Origin of the sequence: Pseudomonas sp. AU12215 (assembly GCF_001675465.2) — a bacterium.
Taxonomy (GTDB): Bacteria; Pseudomonadota; Gammaproteobacteria; order Pseudomonadales; family Pseudomonadaceae; genus Pseudomonas; species Pseudomonas nitroreducens.
Genome location: NZ_MACM02000141.1, coordinates 102,676 through 116,898 on the forward strand (window position 1 = coordinate 102,676; position 14,223 = coordinate 116,898).

General features: G+C 63.1%; 18 protein-coding genes. All 18 read right to left on the reverse strand.

Annotated elements, in window-relative coordinates; translation table 11 throughout:
* Window positions 1-40: 40 nt before the first annotated feature.
* Complete coding sequence (locus A9513_RS20385) at window positions 41-463, reverse strand: hypothetical protein (protein WP_065085411.1); 423 nt, start codon at window positions 461-463, stop codon at window positions 41-43.
* A gap of 37 nt (window positions 464-500) precedes the next feature.
* Complete coding sequence (locus A9513_RS20390) at window positions 501-1,259, reverse strand: C40 family peptidase (RefSeq protein WP_065085412.1); 759 nt, start codon at window positions 1,257-1,259, stop codon at window positions 501-503.
* A 2-nt stretch (window positions 1,260-1,261) separates the two neighbouring features.
* The gene (locus A9513_RS20395) at window positions 1,262-2,008 is read right to left on the reverse strand and encodes a phage minor tail protein L (protein ID WP_065085413.1); all 747 of its coding nucleotides are present in this window, start codon (window positions 2,006-2,008) and stop codon (window positions 1,262-1,264) included.
* Window positions 2,005-2,343 (reverse strand): phage tail protein, encoded by a 339-nt coding sequence (locus A9513_RS20400; protein ID WP_065085414.1) that lies wholly within the window; start codon window positions 2,341-2,343, stop codon window positions 2,005-2,007. Before A9513_RS20400 ends, A9513_RS20395 begins: the two co-directional genes overlap by 4 nt.
* Complete coding sequence (locus A9513_RS20405; RefSeq protein ID WP_065085415.1) at window positions 2,343-5,621, reverse strand: phage tail tape measure protein; 3,279 nt, start codon at window positions 5,619-5,621, stop codon at window positions 2,343-2,345. Before A9513_RS20405 ends, A9513_RS20400 begins: the two co-directional genes overlap by 1 nt.
* Before the next feature lie 67 nt (window positions 5,622-5,688).
* Window positions 5,689-6,207 (reverse strand): hypothetical protein, encoded by a 519-nt coding sequence (locus tag A9513_RS35675; protein WP_141678464.1) that lies wholly within the window; start codon window positions 6,205-6,207, stop codon window positions 5,689-5,691.
* Window positions 6,208-6,516: 309 nt separating this feature from the next.
* Complete coding sequence (locus A9513_RS20410) at window positions 6,517-6,861, reverse strand: hypothetical protein (RefSeq protein WP_065085416.1); 345 nt, start codon at window positions 6,859-6,861, stop codon at window positions 6,517-6,519.
* Window positions 6,862-6,905: 44 nt separating this feature from the next.
* A complete protein-coding gene (locus A9513_RS20415) occupies window positions 6,906-7,409 on the reverse strand; it encodes a hypothetical protein (protein WP_065085417.1) in 504 nt (167 codons plus the stop codon).
* A gap of 32 nt (window positions 7,410-7,441) precedes the next feature.
* Window positions 7,442-7,828, reverse strand: a complete 387-nt coding sequence (locus A9513_RS20420; protein WP_065085418.1) for a DUF3168 domain-containing protein — start codon at window positions 7,826-7,828, stop codon at window positions 7,442-7,444.
* On the reverse strand, window positions 7,821-8,393 hold the full coding sequence (locus A9513_RS20425; RefSeq protein ID WP_065085419.1) for an HK97 gp10 family phage protein: 573 nt from the start codon (window positions 8,391-8,393) through the stop codon (window positions 7,821-7,823). Before A9513_RS20425 ends, A9513_RS20420 begins: the two co-directional genes overlap by 8 nt.
* 3 nt (window positions 8,394-8,396) lie before the next feature.
* Window positions 8,397-8,579, reverse strand: coding sequence for a hypothetical protein (locus A9513_RS20430; protein WP_065085420.1), 183 nt, complete (start codon window positions 8,577-8,579; stop codon window positions 8,397-8,399).
* 5 nt (window positions 8,580-8,584) lie between these two features.
* Complete coding sequence (locus tag A9513_RS20435) at window positions 8,585-8,908, reverse strand: phage head closure protein (RefSeq protein WP_065085421.1); 324 nt, start codon at window positions 8,906-8,908, stop codon at window positions 8,585-8,587.
* Complete coding sequence (locus tag A9513_RS20440) at window positions 8,908-9,231, reverse strand: head-tail connector protein (RefSeq protein ID WP_065085422.1); 324 nt, start codon at window positions 9,229-9,231, stop codon at window positions 8,908-8,910. The genes A9513_RS20435 and A9513_RS20440 overlap by 1 nt, the downstream gene beginning before the upstream one ends.
* Window positions 9,231-9,434 carry a hypothetical protein gene (locus tag A9513_RS20445; protein ID WP_065085423.1) on the reverse strand — a complete coding sequence of 68 codons (204 nt, stop codon included), beginning with the start codon at window positions 9,432-9,434 and terminating at the stop codon, window positions 9,231-9,233. Before A9513_RS20445 ends, A9513_RS20440 begins: the two co-directional genes overlap by 1 nt.
* A gap of 59 nt (window positions 9,435-9,493) precedes the next feature.
* On the reverse strand, window positions 9,494-10,693 hold the full coding sequence (locus A9513_RS20450) for a phage major capsid protein (protein ID WP_065085424.1): 1,200 nt from the start codon (window positions 10,691-10,693) through the stop codon (window positions 9,494-9,496).
* Window positions 10,690-11,334, reverse strand: a complete 645-nt coding sequence (locus tag A9513_RS20455; RefSeq protein ID WP_065085425.1) for an HK97 family phage prohead protease — start codon at window positions 11,332-11,334, stop codon at window positions 10,690-10,692. Before A9513_RS20455 ends, A9513_RS20450 begins: the two co-directional genes overlap by 4 nt.
* The gene (locus tag A9513_RS20460) at window positions 11,318-12,541 is read right to left on the reverse strand and encodes a phage portal protein (protein WP_065085426.1); all 1,224 of its coding nucleotides are present in this window, start codon (window positions 12,539-12,541) and stop codon (window positions 11,318-11,320) included. The genes A9513_RS20455 and A9513_RS20460 overlap by 17 nt, the downstream gene beginning before the upstream one ends.
* Before the next feature lie 2 nt (window positions 12,542-12,543).
* Window positions 12,544-14,223: a terminase large subunit gene (locus tag A9513_RS20465; protein ID WP_065085427.1), complete on the reverse strand. Its 1,680-nt coding sequence runs from the start codon at window positions 14,221-14,223 to the stop codon at window positions 12,544-12,546.

A 14,223-nucleotide genomic window follows, 5' to 3' on the forward strand; every position in this document is an offset into this window, starting at 1 on the left:
ATTCTCCAGACATGAAAAAAGCCGCCCTCGGGCGGCTTGTTCAAAATGTCGTCGGCAATATGTCTGTATCGCCGTTGCCGCTGGTGAACACCCGGTAATTTAGGCGGTCACCATCTCTTACATCGATCTCGCGCTCTCGCCGGGCGGCACTGGTACCACACAGCCCTGCACCAATAACTCCAGCACCAACCACCACGGGGCGGGCCGGCAGATAGAGCGTAACTTTCTCCTGCGTCGCAATGCGCGCAGCTAGGCGGCCATCTACATAGACGCCCATGTCGCACCCGCCGCCAATGAATCCTGAGTCCCTTACCATAGTCAGCGAGCCAAACGGTCCGGAGGGTTTCACCTGGTAGGCAAAGACGTTGGCTGCCTTGGCCGGTGTCGCAGAATCGACGGACACAGGCGAAGTCGAGCAGCCAGCGAGAAGCAATAGCCCAGCGACCCCGACGATCTTTTTCATGGTTCCCTCCTTTTAGATCGCCGGAGGTTAGCACAGCCTATATCTTTGCCTGATCGTGACGTAGCACCAGGCGCGCCCGCTCATGCCAGTTTCCACCGTAGACGATGATCTCGCTGGGCTTGCCGTAGAGGTGGTGCAGCAGAAACGGACCGGCGCCGAAGACCTTGCTGTCCTCCCCGGGCAGCACCGCATTGGCGCCGAGGTAGATGCCGGCATGGTTCGGGTGGTAAGTGCGCCCGACCTCGAAGACGATCATGTCGCCGCGCCGGGGCGTCTCGACTGGGTTAAAGCCCGCCGCCTCGAAGTACGACTCGTACAGGCTCGGCCCGTCGGCCAGCTCCCACCAGCCGTCCACGCGCTCGAAGCGCTCGAACTCCACCCCCCACTCGCGCTGGTACCAGTCGGCACAGACCTGCCAGCAATCCCAAGCGCCATGAACGAACGGGCGCCCCAACAGCGGGATGTCGCCCTTCGGCGCGATGGTGCGCAGATCACCCTCCGGCCAGCTGAGGATGTGCCACGGTAGGCCCGATGCCTCGCACATGGCCAGGTCGTGCGGCGACGGCCGACTGGTCGCGTCCGGGTGGCTGTGCACRATGGCCACCACCTCGCCCTGGTCTTCCGCCACGGCGTAGTCCTCCGGGTGCAGACGGAACTCTTCCCGCGGCTGGCTGGCAGTGTTCCGGCAGCGGACGTATCTCTGCGCCTTGCCGGCACCGATGACCACCCCGCACGCCTCGCGCGGATACTCCTCGGCCGCGTGCGCCTGGATGGCACTCAGGATCTGCTTGCGCATGGTCAACTCCGGGCGATCAGGGACACGGCCGGGAAGCCGCCGAAGGGCAATTGATTGCCCGCCCCCCATCGCTTATTGCAGGACCGATAGAGCCCGGCGCATTGGTCCTTCGCCGGGTCGTCGGTAGGGTTGTCGTCGATGTCGTAGTACGGGCCGGTGTAGCCGCAGTCTGGCCCGCGATAGCCGCCGGTCATGCACCAGTGGCAAAGCATGGTCATCTGCCGACCCACAGCTTCGTTGCCGACATCGCCCGGGCTGGCCAGCTCCCACTCGACCAGCTGGTCGTCTTCGCCGGTCTTCTGGTCGAAGTACCAGATGCTGATCGATTCCTGGGTCGGATCTGCATCCGGGTTTCCGGCCGGGAAGTTCTCCGCGTCCAGGAACTCGGCCAGCGTTTCGCGGATGGTCAGCTGAAAGTTGGCCAGGTCATCGAAGGCCAGGCACAACGCCGTGAGGCGACCGCTGACATTGCCCGCCGAGAAGGTCGGGCGGACTGCCGTGCCGTCACCGGTCGCCTCGATGCCGCTTATCTGCACTGGCCAGGCGGAGTACTCCTCACCCTGCCACCAGATCGACTTCGCCGGCAGTTGGTCCGCATTGGCACCGGCGGCGGCCAACTCCTGCGGGGTATGCGGGATAGCATGGCCGTGGAAGCGCAGTACGTCGGCGCCGAACTCGCTGCCGTCCAGTTCGAACAGCATGATCTCGGCGCCKGGCTCCAGCTTCTGGAGCTGCARRATGAGGCTCATGGGTGGAASGCCTGGTCAAAGGTGAGCGAAAGGACCTCGATCGCGCCAGGGCGCCGCTGCTTGCGGTACGCCTTGCACTTGTACATGCCCAGCTCGCCGCCGGGCGGCGTCCACAGGAACGACCGATATCCCTTGTGCCGGCGGATGAAGTCAAGGATGGGCCCGACCTCATCGGGGAGCCCGCCAAAGGTCAACGACCAGCTTTGGCTCTCGCCATTGAGGCCGTCGCCCGACTCCTGCGCATACCCATCGCCGAATTGCGACGTGCGCGTGCGCAGGGTGCCGTCGACATCAGCTTCGTCGTCGGGCACCCAGGTGAAAGTCTCGATCGCCATCAGCCCCTCCCGGCCATGTTTCGATAGCTGACGCCACCAGGGCGCCACGAATCCGCGACAGCGCGTTCCGCCGCCGCCTTCATCTGCAGCTGCATGTTCTGCTGCAGCGCCTGCTGGTCCAGTTCCATGCCCTCAGAACTGCGGTCCTCGACAGTGACCGCCACCGGAGCATTGACCTGTAGCGCAGTACCACCGCCGCCGCCCACGGCCCGAACACCGAGCGAACCATCTGCACCGCGAGCCAGGGGCAGGATTGCCTCAGGCCCCGCCTCTCCCATGATCCCCATCCGGTCGCCGGCCATGCCAAAGGCGGTCGGTCGGCTGACGATGGAGTTGGCGAAGGCTGCGCCATTGGCGAAGAACTGCACGCCATTCGCCCAGGCGCCGCCGTCGGCCTGGGCAGCAGCCCAGTTGGCGTATGCATTGCCGGTGTAACCGGATTGCGATGCCCCGGCCGCGGCGGACCCGCCGCCGAAGTAGGCGCCGGCCGCCGAGACGCCCACACCGATCAGACCACTGAGCAAGCCAGTCGCTGCCTGCTGACTGGCAATCCGTGCCATGTCGTTGATCACGCTGCTGGCGAAATCTCGGAACTTCATCTTCCCGGTGGTGGCGAAATCGGCGAGGGAATTTCTTGCCGTGTTGAAGCCAGTGGTGAGCATGTCATCCGTGGCGCCGGCGACGTCCGCCGCGTCGGCCTGGATGTTCTGCCAAGCGCGCCGGGCGCCGTTGCGGTAGTCCCGCTGGGCGGCGAGGCGCGCCTCGTAGCCGTCGACCTCCATCTGCAGCTCGCGSGCCTGGAAGTCRGCMAGRTCCGCAAGGCGCCGCTCATACTCGGCCGGACCAAGCCGGCGGCTCGCATCTTCCTGCTGCGCCTCCAGTTCGCGCCGCAGGTCGGCGTACTTCTTCGTCACCGCATCGAGGCGCTGCGCCTGGTCGCGCTGATCATCCCCGAGGCCGATGCCAGCCACGTCGGAATTGATCGCATCCTGCCGCGCCTGCAGCACCACCTCCATGGCCTTACGGTACGCCTCTGAACTGTTGCGCCGCTGCTCTGCCAGCTTCTGCTCCTGCTGGATGCGCTTCTGGATCGAGCCGTCGGCATAGGCCTCGTTCAGGTTCTTGATGCCGAGCTCCATCTCGGCGGTGGTGATCTTGCCTTCGGCCTGGGCCTTGCGGAGTTTCTGCACGCCCTCGGCCAGGTCCTCCAGGCGCTTCTTCTCCGGCAGCGCTTTGTCGATCAGCGCATCCAGCGCCTTGACTTCATCCTGCAGCGATTTAGTTCGGGCCTTGCCGCTGGCCGTTGCCGCCTGGTTGGCCTTCTTCTGCGCCTCGATCGCATTGGCAGCCGAGAGGATCGCCTGGCGGTCGGTCTCGGTCAGGTCGGTGTTGTCCGCGATGAAGCGGTTCGCCGCCTTGATGGCGTCGTTGTTGTCCTGCAGGCCGCCCAGTTGCTTCTGCAACGTCTCCAGGTAGGTCTGCCCGGCGCCGCTCATCCCGGTCTTGGCAGCGTTGTTGGCGTTGGTCGCCGCGGTGTTTTCCTGGGTGACCCCGGTCAGCACACGCAGGATGTCGGCGACCTTATCGGAGCGCTCGCCCGCTTCACTCAACGCACCGGACTGCTTTACCCAGGAATCAATCTTCTCCGGCGAAATTCCTGCGCGCTTTCCGGCTTCTTCAATAACCGGCGCTAACGACTGGCCGGCAGCCTTGGCCTCATTGAGTTGGCCGATCAACTCCTGGTACTGAGCCAACTGCTTGGTGTATTGCCCTCTCATGTCGCGGACCGGAGCAGCAACCATCGCCGAGCGGATCGACTGGGCAAGGGCGCCGTAGGAATCCCGCACCTCATCCGAGGCCTTGATTTGCTCCTCTTTCCACTTCACCAGCGCCGCTGCGCGCTGATCTTTGCTCAGCTTCTGAAACTCTTCCCGTACCTGCTCGACCGACTTCTTCAAGTCGTCTATGCCAACCCCTGCCTGGCCTGCATTATCTCGAAGCAGGAGGAGCGATGCCGCGGCAGTGCCGGCGAGCAGAGCCAGCCCCACAGGGCCACCCAGCAGGGTCATCAGGCCGGTTGACGCTGCGCGAAGTCCGGCCTGTGCCGTAGTCACCAAGGCCGTAGCTGCCGCTTCGCGCTGCCGAGCCTGAGCCAATTGGATCGACATCTGGGTCTGCACAGCGGTGCCCCGGGCAGCGATCGCCTCGCGCTCGGCTAGCAGAGTCGCCGTCTGAGCCTTTCGCTGCTCAGCAACGGCGGCCTGCAGAATCGCATCAGCCTGCTTGCGACGGGTTAGCGCATCACCAATGGCGGCCCTCCCCGCATTGATGGTAGCGACGGTAGCTGCCGCTGCGCGTGCCGAGTACAGCGTTAGCGCGCCAGCCATGACGCCGCCGACTAGGCCGGCGAGCCATTCCACATTATTTGCGACAACGCCCAATGCGCTAGCCAGCAGATCTAGCGCTCCAGTTCCCTCATTGACGCCGGCCGCAAAGGTCGTAATCGAAGTCTGAATGTTAGTCAGGGCATCGTTCACGCTGATCGACATAGCAGCCGCCGCCTTGCGGTTCACCTCCACCGTACGCAGCAGTCCGGTGTTGATGTCATCAAGCGACAGCTTGCCCTGTACGCCCAGATTGCGGATCTCCTCCGCGCTCTTGCCAGTCGCACTGGCAATCGCGTCGACGATCGTCGGCATCGCATCCTGAATCGATACCCAGCCGTCAGCCTCAACCTTGCCGGTTTGCAGGGCCTTCGAATATGAGTCCAGCGCAGATCCAGCCTTGTCGGCCGACGCGGCGTTGGTTACCAACAGGAAGCTAAAGCTATCAGTGATGTCGAGGGTCTGCTGCGTGTCGAAGCCCAGCGAGCGCATAACTGCTGCCGTACGGATGTACAGCTCCTGAGCCTCGGCCAGTGGCCTATACGTCTCTTGAGCAGTTTGCAGCAGATGCTGTTGTACCTGGTTGTACGTCTCGGTGCTGCCCGCAGCCATCTCCAAGCGATCAGCCATTTGGCCGTAGGCGTCAACCTGCTGAATGATGCTCCCAATCAGGCCAGCCCCTGCCAGCGCTGCAAATGCCCCTCTCATCAGCTCACCAGCTTTGGAGGCGGAGTCGCTCACATTGTTGAAAGCTGAGTCGACGGTAGCCAGGCTACTGTCGATACTTGAGGTCACAGTGGTGACGACCTGATCGGCGCTCGTCAGCTCGCGCCGCAGTTGAGCCGTAGTGGCCTCGATCTGGATCAGCATCCCCTGGACTTCTTGATCGGACATCGTTTTCTCCGGGCATGAAAAAGCCCGCAAAGCGGGCTCTACAGTAAAAAAGGTAATAGACGCTTAGCTATTTCCCGCAGAAGGCTATTACCGGGCCAGCCTCACCACTAAAACTACTTGTATTGAACGCTGCCGTAATCGAAGAACCCGTAAATGTTTCCACCCGCGCAACGTACCTGGCGCTAGAGTTCAACCGTTCAAGATATGTAGGGCCAACAAACGGGTAGAAAGAACTCTTTCCGTCAGTAGATGCGTCCCACCGATTTGGCTCATGCTGCATGTCATCAATCCTAGAATCAATATCATGCACTCGGCCAATGTAACGATTCCAGCTAATGTACACTTCAAGATTGCCATCAGAGCAGCGCACATGTAACTCCGCAGGGACGGCAAGACCATCAGAGACAGGCTCTGAGTTCAATACTGCCGAAACTCTATCAGCATCTGTAATAGGGTCTTTTTCGTGAAACCTCGCCCACTTTCCGTATGGCTCTTCTATCTGTTCAGAGTTTTTCTCATCACACCCAGATACCCCTACCACAATAGCGCCAAGAACAGCCAAACTTATAAATCCCTTCATATTCACTCCACCTCTACAGTGAAGGGAATGTATCACTCAGACAGCCCGATATCCCAGTGCCACCACTCGTTTAGTCGGCACACGACTACTCCCCGCGCCCCCGCAGAAACGCCTTCAGCCTGTCGGCCACGGTGGCCTTCCGCTGTGGCGAGGGGGCCCTCTTGGGTGACGAAGCGTTACCTGGGTTCATCCAGTCCAGCCGCGCATCCAGCGCCAGCAGGATCTGCGGAATCGGCGTGCGCCAGGCTGTATCAGGCGGCCAGCCAAGCCAGCCGGTGGCTACGCCGAATAGATAGTCGACGTAGGAGCCATCCCTTACTGCGCTGTGCTGTCCGCCTCGGGCTTTCCCCGGGCGACGATGCTCGGCGGCACCGGGCTCAGAAGGCCGGCGATGTAGTCGGTGAGCTGCGCAGAGACCTTGACCACGCCAGTCTCGAAGACCTGCGTAGCCAGGGTCGTGTGCTCCTCCGGCTTCAGGCCGGCGGCAGCGATAACCACATCAGCGCAGGCGCCGATGCTCAGCAGGCGCATGGACTCCATCGCTGGACGGAGGCCACCGAAGCGCGATTCGATCTTCAGCGCGGCCTCCAGGGTCGGCTGCAGTGTGTAGGTACGGGCACCGATCACCAGCGTGACAGTGCCGTGCAGGGCTTCACTCATGGGCATCTCTCAGTCAGGGAGGAGACGGGGCATAGCCCCGTCGATTACGGGCCTGCCGCCGGGCCGGCGGGGATTTCGAGGATCGGGGTGTTGATGCCGAAGGTCATGTTGCGGCGCACCACGTTGTCGGCACTGCCCGGCGCCACGGTGTTGTTCATCACCTTCACRCCGAARTAGWAGGTGGTCGGCAGGATCACCGGATTGGCMGACGGGTCGCCGTCGTTGAGGGTGATCTTGAGGTTGTAGTTGCCCTTGGAACGGTCCTTGTGCGCCACCTTGACCGCGTTCTGGCCGGCATCGCCGTTGTCCAGGCCGACGGTGAGAGTCAGGTCGCCGGCATCGGCGGTCCCCTTGTACTTGCGCACCCGACCGTCAGCCAGCGAGGTGAAGTTCACATTGCTGAAGGTGTCGCCGAACTCGCCGATGTCCTCGATCTCGCCGATATCGACGTAGGTGTCCGCCTTGTACTCGGCTTCGGTGTCCGCCGGCGTCTTGCTGCCGAGGGCCACGCGGCAGCCGGCAGCCGTGTTGAGATTGTCTTCTGCCATGGTGTCCTCCACTGGCGTTGGGTTGATGGTGCTCAGGTAGTGGTGATGACGCGTACCGTGGCCGACCCCATGTAGGTCCGGCCGTCAGGCTCGCGGTTGGTATCCGTGTCGACCAGGCGCACCGAGACAGCACGACCGACCGACAGCGCCAACGGGCGCTCGTCCAGGGCGTCCTCGATCTGGCCGAGGATCTGCTTCACCTCGGCCTGCCCCTGGTGGTCGCTCCAGACGCTCAGGTACAGCAGGCGCAGTTTTCGCTTGCGGCCGTAGATCGGACTGGTGTTGCGCGACACCTCGCGATCCAGCGTAACGTAGGGGTAAGGCGTGTCCGCCGGTACCGCGTCGAAGACCGGCACACTGAGCTCGGCGGTCAGGCGCTGGTAGACGGCCTGCTGCAGAGGRAATCCGTTGTCAGSCACTGCTGGCTCCTTTCGCMGCGCGCGCCAAGGTGCTGCTGATGGCGCCGCGGATGATGACCAGGATGTCGTCGCGATTCAGGTCCCAGCTCGGGCGGAGCCAAGGATGAGCCGGCCGCGCCGGAATGTCCGGGTAGTAACCGAAGAAGTGCGTGCCGTCTGACTTGTTCTCGGTCTCACGACGGCCCAGCCGGTTGCGGCCGGAAAGCTTGCTGCGATCACGGTTGACCGTGTGGCCGCCGCCAATTGCATCAGCGTCCTGCCGGCGATAGAGCGTCCCGCTGTAACCCTTGGTCCCGTACTCGATGAACTTCAGGTAGAAGAATTCGCGATTGTCGGCCTTGCCGATGATGCCGATCCGAGCGTCGAGTCCGTTCTTGCTGACCTTCACCTGGAGCGCGTTGGCGCCGTCACCGGTGTCACGGGCAATCAGGTTCTGCTGCGTGGCCAGCACCATGTCAGCGGCCTCTGCCATCGCCTTGGGCAGGTCACTCTTATCGATGGCGGCGATCCGGCGAAGCACACCACGCAACTTGAAGTCGCCCTTGATGCGCGATCGCCTGCCCATGGCTTACTCCTTGCGGACGCGCTTGCGGGGCTCTGCCTCAACTGCTGGCGGGTTGGCATTGCCATCGTCGAAGACCAGGCCGCGGGCAATCAGCTTGTTCAGGGTCTTTGCCGGCAGGTGGCTGACGTCGTCACCCTTCTCAGCCTTCACGGCGCCGGTGAGGCGCCCGGTAGCTCGAAGCACCATTTCGATTACCTCGGGGTGGGGGCAACGCTCGAGCACAACAGGCGCAGCATGTCGCTGGTGTTGTCCTCGAGCGGGGCCTCGATGGTGTAGGTTTTCTTGTGAACCAGGCGGCGCCCGGCGATCAGGTCATCAGCGGGGCGGGCGCGGATCTCCGCGGTGACCGTGGCTTGCAGTTGGCTGGCCACCGTCGAGGTGCGCCCAGTCGGCATGGTGATTTCCACCCAGACCTTCCGAAGCTCCACCCAGTGCTCGCTGTACCCGCCGCCGCCATCAGGGATGCGCTGCAGCGCCTGGAGAGACGCGAGGTGTCGAAGTCCACCGGCTCTCATCAGAATCGCTTCCTGTACCAGAGAAGGCGCTCGACACCGAGCGGGATGGTCGTGGCGATCGTGCCCAGCGCAACCGCCTCGCGGGTCGCATACCAGTGAGCCACCAGCAGGTAGACCGCTTGCCAGATGTCAGGCGTGACCAGCAACTGATTCGGCTCGCTCGGGTCGGCCTCCACCAGCTCGACGTCGCAATGCTGCTCGACGTGGAACAACGCCGACTCGACATAGCCCTTGATCAGCTCGTCCTCGACGTCGTTGTCGACCTTGGCCTGCAGCTTGATCCTGGTCAGAAGCTCGGGATTCGCGTTCCAGTCGATGACCATTACTTGGCCTCTTTCGGCGCCGCCGGCTTGGCTTCCTTCGGCTTGGCCTTCTCGGTCACTTCTTCGGCCAGGCCCTTGCCGATCAGGACGTGGCCGTACTCGTCGTCTACATCCTCGAACACCTGGCCCGCCTTCACCTTGGCCGACTCAGCGCCCAGCTTCACGGCATCACCGACGAAGCCCCATTTCGCTTTGATCTTCATGTTTGCTCCAGATGCGAAAAGGCCGGCGCAGTGGCCGGCCTTCATGGGTTGGAAGTGGATCAGGCGGTCGGGAACAGGCCTTTCACCAGCGCTTCGCGGCGGCGCACGCCCAGGCCCAGGCGCTCCTCGACCAGCAGCGCGCGCTCGTTCTTGATGAACTGATCATTGATCAGGCCCATCTTGAACAGGAACGACATGCGGTCGAACAGCACCGAGGAGCGTGCGAAGTTGGCCACCAGGAACTCGCCGCCGGTGTCCGCGTCGCCCTCGTCGACGCTGTCGGAGGTGATCACCGGGCGACCCCACAGGATCGGGGTCACCAGGCCCTGCAGGTTGGCGAACAGGTAACGGTTCTCGCCGTCCTTCTGCAGCTCGATGTTCATCCAGTCCAGCTCGGACATCACCAGGCCGTCAGCCGACAGCTTCGACTGCTTGCGCACCTGGTAGATCGCACGGCGCATGATGTCGATAGCGGTGTCTCCGGCCTTGGTCAGGGTCGGGTCGTAGGTGGTCGCCTGGGTCATCAGGCCGTTCAGGTTCTCGCCGGTGCCGTCGCCCTTGAGGATCTGCGCTTCCTCTTCCAGCTTCAGGTCGTAGCGCAGCAGCTCCTGCAGGTAGGCGAGCAGTTGCGGGACGTCGTCCAGCGCCTCATCGGTGACCGGCATCCAAACCGCGATCTTCTTGACGCGGTCGGTCTTGGTCTCGAAGGTCACGTTGCTGGTGGGCTTGGTACCGCCTTCAGCCACCGGCGCGGCGCCACGAGTGTGCAGCAGCTCGCGGAAGTAGCTGTACTGCTGGCCGGAAACCGGCACGGTGGTGAGCAGGTCGCGAATGCGCAGCTCCTGGCGAATGCCCGGCTGGATGACCGGGTCGTAGTTCGGCGCAACGATGCCGGCGCTGGTGACCTTGGTTTCCTTCATGGAAGCCAGGTCCGACTTGGTAACCTCGATCTGGGCCAGGGCAACGGATTTCTGTTGCAGGGACTTGTAGCCGTCGTCGCCCTTCACCAGGTCGATGAAGGACTTGCCCTCACCCGGCTGGCCGCGCAGCTTCACGCCCTTCTGCTCCAGATCCTGCACCTGGTCGATGACCTTCTGCAGTTCGTCCTTCTGGGTCTGGATGTCCTTCTTCATCTCGGTGGAGACGGTGTTGCCCTTCTCCACTTCGACCATGACCGCGTCGTACTTGGATTGCAGGCCCTGGAAGCCGGTCTTCAGTTGCAGTTCCAGGGAGTCTTTCAGTTCTTTCACTTCGCTCATGGCGTAGCTCCAAAATGGGTTGTGAACAGGGTTGAAATGTCTTTCAGCTCTTCCACGATCGCCGTGGCCTCGCTTCCGCCATCACGGCGGAGCGCGGAGTAGCCGAGCGAAGCGACTGCCGCCGCCTCCTTCTGCGAGAGGCCCATGCGTTCGCGCAGGGCGTTCTCGAAAAGCCGAATGTCCGACTTGACGCTGAGTACTTCCGCCTCGGGGTTCATGCCGAACGGCACGAAGGACGCCTCCCACAATTCGGCAGACTTGATGACGCGGACCTGCCGGCCGGCGCGCTGCTCGAAAGTCGCCTCGATGGTGTTGAAGCCGATGGACATGCTGTCGAGCGAGCCATCCTTCATCAGCTCGTAGGCGTCGCGCGCATAGCTGACTGCCAAGTTGACCCGCCCCTTGAGGTACAGGCCCCGGTCGTCCTGGGTGAACTCCGAGTTGCCGACCAGGCGCGTCAGGTCGTGGTAGAGGGCCAGCTTCAGCCGGCCGTTGCGGGCGGTCTTCACCCGGGTGAAGGCGCCCTTGAGGATCACGTCGTCGCCCAGGTCGACGTTGTCGAACACCGCGGCGTAGCCCTCGAAGTTGCCCGCCTCGTCGGCGGCCTTCACCTCGAAGGGGCAATCAAGTTTGCTGAGCATTGGTCTGCATCTCCCAACGGGTGACCTGGTTGTACTTGTCGTCATCGAGCGGCGGCAGGTTCTCCTTGGCCCGCACTTCGTTGATGTGCATCCAGCCAGACCCACCCGAGCCGCCCAGCGCGGCGGTGTAGTACGCAGCCCGGCCGGCACTGTCGGCGCGCAGCAAGCCCTCTACCGCGAACTCGATGAAACGCCGAGTGGCGCCGTACAGCTTGTCGTTGAATTCGTCCTCGACCGCATCGATGTAGGGCTTCAGCCCGAAAGTGACGAAGCCGATCAGCTGCTGCTCCAGGTTGGAGCCCATGATTGAGGTCTTACCGGCACGGTTCGCCAGCCAGAGAGGCACGCCATAGATGCCCGCCATCGCCTCCTCTTGGAACTGCTGAGACTCGATGAACTGGGCGTCTTTCTGGCTGATGCCGGCGGGTGTGATGGTGGGCCCACCCTGCAGGATCGCCATCTTGCCGATATCGTCGGCGTCGCCCTTGCGCACATCGGGGAACTTCGCCAGGACCTGCGCCTGCTGCTTCTCGGTCAGGAACTCCTTGTAGATGACGTAACCACCGGTGAACCCGCCTTTGCGCATGAAGCGCGCCGACCATTGCTGGCCCGCCTTGGCCAGGCCCATGGTCTCCGCCTGGTACTCGATAGGCGAAAGGCCCACGATGCCGTCCAGGCTGAAAATCTTGAAATGCAGCATGTTCTCCGGCGACACCGGGAACCGGTCGCCGTTCTTCGGCTGAACCCAATACAGCAGGTCACCATCGGTCTCGATGGTCACCGAGTCGCACGTCAGCGGGACCAGCCCGATCGGATCACCGTTCCTGTTGCGCTCGATCAGCGCGAAGGCGTTACCCTTCAGCGCCATGTTCACGACGACGAACTTCAGGAAGTTCAACATCGTCATGAACGGGTTCGGCTTGCGCAGCAGCTTCTGCGCACCGTCCTTGCGCGGCACCAGCTTGCGCGGAGTGTCGCCCTCAGAATCCTCGTAGAGCTTCAGCGGCAGGCCTGACAACGACTCCGAGAGGATCTTCACGCAGGACCACACCATGCTGATCGACAGCGCGGTCTTGGTGGTCACCCGGACACCGGCCTTAGTGGTTTTGCCACCGACCTCCATGTCGACCTCGACATAGTTGCCCGTGGCGGGGTCGGTGTAGCCGAACATCCGCCAGGTGCTGGGGTTGTACCAACGAAATGCCATGGTCAGCCTATGAGTCCGAAGAAGCCGTTGTCGAGGTAGTCGTCCATACCGCCGCGCGCCTCGGGATTGAGGGACAGCAGCGACACCGCGTTGAAGGTGGCCATGAGCGGGTCGATCTTCGCGGTGCCGGACGCTTGCTTGGTGATCAGGAAGGCGTTCGCCGAGGGCACGCCCTTCGCATTGCCGCAGGCCCAAGCCATCAGCGGTTGGCCACAGTGCAGCAGCACACCCTCGGCCAGCTTCCGCTCGGTGGTCTTGATCGCTCCGGTGAGCTTCCATCCTTGGGAGATGCCGATGGTCTGGTCTTCCTCGATCCCGGCCTCCAGCAAGGCATCGAGCACGGCGCCAATGCCGGCCGGGTCGAGCCCCACCTTGTCGAGCAGTCCGGCCTCGTTCACCCGGGCGACGTAGACGGCCAGCTCCTCGACGTCATCCCCGATCTTCTCGACGATGGTGAGGTCACCGACGGCCTCCAGGTCTCGCAGCCTGGGCGCCTCTGACTTCCGGCGTTCGAGCACCGACGGGTGCGCCCAGGCGTGCGCCCAGTGAAACCAGCGACGGCCCCCGCGCTCGCGCCCAAGAAGGGTGAGGGCGAGAAGGTCGTCCAGGCCGCCGCCGTCGACACCGCCGACGATCACCTCACAGAGCTCGATCAACCGATCCAGGGACAAACCAGCCAGCGCCTGTGGCTCCCAGAAGGAGGCCCCGACCCAGCTGTCCGACATCAGCGCCAGGCCGATCTCGATGTTGAGGAACTTGGCGAGGAAGCCTCGCACCTCGGCCTCGCCGTCCAGCTCGGCCTGCATGAACAGGCGTTCGAGCGTCGGGCGATCCACCGAAAACCCCATGTTGGGATTCACCAGGTGGAAATTCTCCGGGCGGCGAGCCTCCCCGCTCTCGATCATCTCCTTGGGGAACTCGTAGATGACCGGGAGGAACCGGTTGTCGTCGATGCGACCGTCCCGCACGCCGCGGGCGTAGGTCAGCTTCGACTTGAACACGCCAGCCGGCGGTTCGTTGGACTGGGTCGTCAGCCAGATGATGAAGCCTTCCGGACGCGACAGCAGGCCGCCGGTGGCTTCCCGGATCATGTCCGGTGCCTTGGGGTTCTTGCCGAACAGCCACGCTTCGTCGATCAGCACACCGACCGCTTTCTTGCCGCCGACCACATCGCTGTCGGCGGCGACCACTTTCAGGGTTGCGCCGGTTTCGCGGTGGGTGATCAGGCGCATGTGCGGCTGAACATGGAGCAGCGCCGACAGCTCGTCGTCGTGCTTCACCATCGCCGCTGCCGGCTTGAAGCTGTTGTCGGCGATCTCCTTGGTGGGCGCGAGGATGATGAACTCAGCCTCAAGGCGCCAATTGCGGATCAGCGCAGTCAGCATGATCGCGGCGGCGATGGTCGACTTCGAGTTCTTCTTCGGGATGCAGAGGAAGTACTCGGTGATCAGTCGCTGGCCGGTCTCGCTGTTGTAGCTGCCGAAGATCGCCCCGGCGAATTCGAGCACCCAGGGGGCGCAAGCAGCCTCGATGGTCGGGCTACCTGGTACATCGACCAGCTTCAGAGATCGGAAGACCTCAAGCCCTTCCTCGGCCTCAGCCGGAAAGAGCGGCGCCGGAATGATTGATTCGCCCGCACTCAGGCGCTGCCACCATTCGGGGCAGGCAGTTGTCCAGAGCAT

Bases quoted from the DNA above. Each gene is read 5' to 3' on its own strand.
- A9513_RS20385 (WP_065085411.1), bottom strand. From the start codon at position 463: ATGAAAAAGATCGTCGGGGTCGCTGGGCTATTGCTTCTCGCTGGCTGC.
- A9513_RS20410 (WP_065085416.1), bottom strand. From the start codon at position 6,861: ATGAGTGAAGCCCTGCACGGCACTGTCACGCTGGTGATCGGTGCCCGT.
- A9513_RS20430 (WP_065085420.1), bottom strand. From the start codon at position 8,579: ATGGTGCTTCGAGCTACCGGGCGCCTCACCGGCGCCGTGAAGGCTGAG.
- A9513_RS20435 (WP_065085421.1), bottom strand. From the start codon at position 8,908: ATGAGAGCCGGTGGACTTCGACACCTCGCGTCTCTCCAGGCGCTGCAG.
- A9513_RS20440 (WP_065085422.1), bottom strand. From the start codon at position 9,231: ATGGTCATCGACTGGAACGCGAATCCCGAGCTTCTGACCAGGATCAAG.
- A9513_RS20445 (WP_065085423.1), bottom strand. From the start codon at position 9,434: ATGAAGATCAAAGCGAAATGGGGCTTCGTCGGTGATGCCGTGAAGCTG.
- A9513_RS20450 (WP_065085424.1), bottom strand. From the start codon at position 10,693: ATGAGCGAAGTGAAAGAACTGAAAGACTCCCTGGAACTGCAACTGAAG.
- A9513_RS20455 (WP_065085425.1), bottom strand. From the start codon at position 11,334: ATGCTCAGCAAACTTGATTGCCCCTTCGAGGTGAAGGCCGCCGACGAG.
- A9513_RS20460 (WP_065085426.1), bottom strand. From the start codon at position 12,541: ATGGCATTTCGTTGGTACAACCCCAGCACCTGGCGGATGTTCGGCTAC.
- A9513_RS20465 (WP_065085427.1), bottom strand. From the start codon at position 14,223: ATGCTCTGGACAACTGCCTGCCCCGAATGGTGGCAGCGCCTGAGTGCG.